At 37.6% G+C, this 2,322-nt stretch carries 2 protein-coding genes; both read right to left on the bottom strand.

Going from position 1 to position 2,322, the window contains the following annotated elements; genetic code table 11:
* Window positions 1-118: 118 nt before the first annotated feature.
* Window positions 119-505 carry a MarR family winged helix-turn-helix transcriptional regulator gene (locus QZ055_RS09225; RefSeq protein WP_119206700.1) on the bottom strand — a complete coding sequence of 129 codons (387 nt, stop codon included), beginning with the start codon at window positions 503-505 and terminating at the stop codon, window positions 119-121.
* A 168-nt stretch (window positions 506-673) separates the two neighbouring features.
* Window positions 674-2,322: glycine--tRNA ligase subunit beta (gene glyS, locus QZ055_RS09220; protein ID WP_295826448.1), on the bottom strand; the 1,649-nt coding region annotated here is incomplete at its 5' end.

Here is a 2,322-nt window from a genome sequence, read left to right as displayed (position 1 = left end):
TTGCAGACATTCAATACCTACACCTTATAGGCAGCGGACTGTCTCAAATTAACAGCAATATAGTATCATAAATCACGTACTGTTCGCAAGTATTTTCTATATAATTTTGAGAAACTAATTATTTGCTTAAGATTGGGCGCTTTAACTTACCTAACAAGCGATATAAATCATCTTTTTCATCATCAGAAAAATCAGAAAATAGTACATTAAGAAATTGGTCATACGAATGTAGTAATGATTTACCTAGTCGCTTCCCCTCTTCCGTAAGTCCTACTACAGAAATTCGTTTATCCATGTAATCAATATGCTTTGTTACATACCCTAATTCAATGAGTATATCCGTCTGCTCTGATACTGTGGCAGGACGCATATTAAGAGCATCTACTAATTGTTTTTGAGATGCTCCTTGAGATCGCATATATAATTCTATAATTATTTTATCACGAGACTTTTCTTTACCGTTTGGCACCTTACATAAGGCTTTATATAATTCATCATGATTCATGACTGTTATCTCCTCATACAACTTTGTATATTATAAGATATTCGCCATGATATCAAAAAATCCTGCATAAAATATGTATATTCTTCGTAAAAGCAAAAAGAGGTACCAAATGGTACCTCTTCTTTCATATATTTCTGTAAAAGTTTAATGTATCTAATACAAAATATATTATTTTAATGCACTAATATCGCCGATAATAGCCATTACACTGTAAGCTAAGCGAACGAGTTGTAAACGGTTAGCTTTAATAGCTTCGTCTTTATCCATAACCATTACATCTTCAAAGAATTTGTTGATTGCTGGAACCAAAGTAGCTGGAACAGCTACAACTGCAGCGTAATCATTAGCTTCCCATGCAGCAAGACTTGCTTCGGATGCTTTAGAAGCAGCTTCGAACAATGCTTTTTCAGCATCTTCTTTCAACAAGTCGGTATTAACCCCTGTATATTCCACATCTTTTACAAGATTGTACATACGAGTATACGCTTGAACAAGCTCAACATTTTCATCGATGCGGTTTGCTAACAATGCATTTACAAGGCCTTCAGCATCAGCAACGGACAATTCGTTGTTGGACAACAACAAGTCGATTACATGATGAGGAACTTCGCGATCAAGGAAGATATTTTTCAAACGAAGTGTGAAGAACTCTTCTACTTGGCTAAGCAATTCGTCTTGTTTTTCAGTTGGTACATTAAGCAATTCCATAGATGCTTTGAAGATTGGACGCAAGCTGATATTCCACTCACTACCAAGTAAGATGTTCAAGATACCAATTGTTTGACGACGCAATGCATATGGATCTTGAGAGCCTGTAGGGATTAAACCACGGCTGAAAGTAGCAACGATATTATCTACTTTATCGATGATGGACAATACTTTACCTGCTTCAGTTTGAGGCAATACATCGCCTGCGAAACGTGGCAAATATTGTTCAAAAATAGCTTCTGCTACCTCTTCGGACTCACCATCAAGTAAAGCGTATTCTTTACCCATTACACCTTGTAATTCAGTGAACTCTGTAACCATACCTGTTGTAAGGTCAGTTTTAGCAAGCTCTGTAGCACGTTCTAATACAACAGCTGCATCTTCGTGCAAGCCACATTCTTCACCGAATACACGGCCCAATTTAAGCAAACGTTCAGTTTTATCTGCTAAGTTACCAAGACCTTCTTGGAATACGATTTTAGTCAAACCATCTTGACGGTCGATAAGAGGTTTCTTGCGATCTTCGTTGAAGAAGAATTTAGCATCATCAAGACGGGCGCGCAATACACGTTCGTTACCAGCTTGAACTACTTCGATGGAATGATCGGAGCCGTTACGAACTGTTAAGAACATTGGTAACAATTTGCCCTCTTGGTCAACTAATGGGAAGTAGCGTTGATGATCTTTCATAGGTGTAATGATAGCTGCATCTGGAAGTGCCAAGTAGGACTCTTCAAAGCCACCACATAATGCTGTAGGCCATTCAACAAGATAGTTAATTTCTTCTAATAAATCATCATCCCAAACGATGGATGCATTTTTAGAAGCTGCAATATCATGTAATTGTTTGGAGATCAATTCACGACGTGCATTTTGATCAACCATAACAAAGTTTTCTTTTAATGTGTCTACATAGGATGCTGCATTTTTGATAGTGATTTCATCAGCACCTAAGAAGCGATGACCGCGTGTTACATTACCAGATTTTACAGTAGCAAATTCTACAGGGATTACCTCTTCATCAAGTAATGCTACAAGCCAACGTACAGGACGCACAAACTTAGCATCTAAATTGCCCCAATGCATGGATTTAGGGAAGTTAAGACCTG

It is taken from the genome of uncultured Veillonella sp., from assembly GCF_905209685.1.
Lineage (GTDB): Bacteria > Bacillota > Negativicutes > Veillonellales > Veillonellaceae > Veillonella.
The sequence above is the reverse complement of the archived record's forward strand: the minus strand, read 5'-3'. Positions and strand labels throughout refer to the sequence as shown.

Coding starts and splice junctions, on each gene's coding strand:
- QZ055_RS09225 (WP_119206700.1), bottom strand. CDS start 505: ATGAATCATGATGAATTATATAAAGCCTTATGTAAGGTGCCAAACGGT.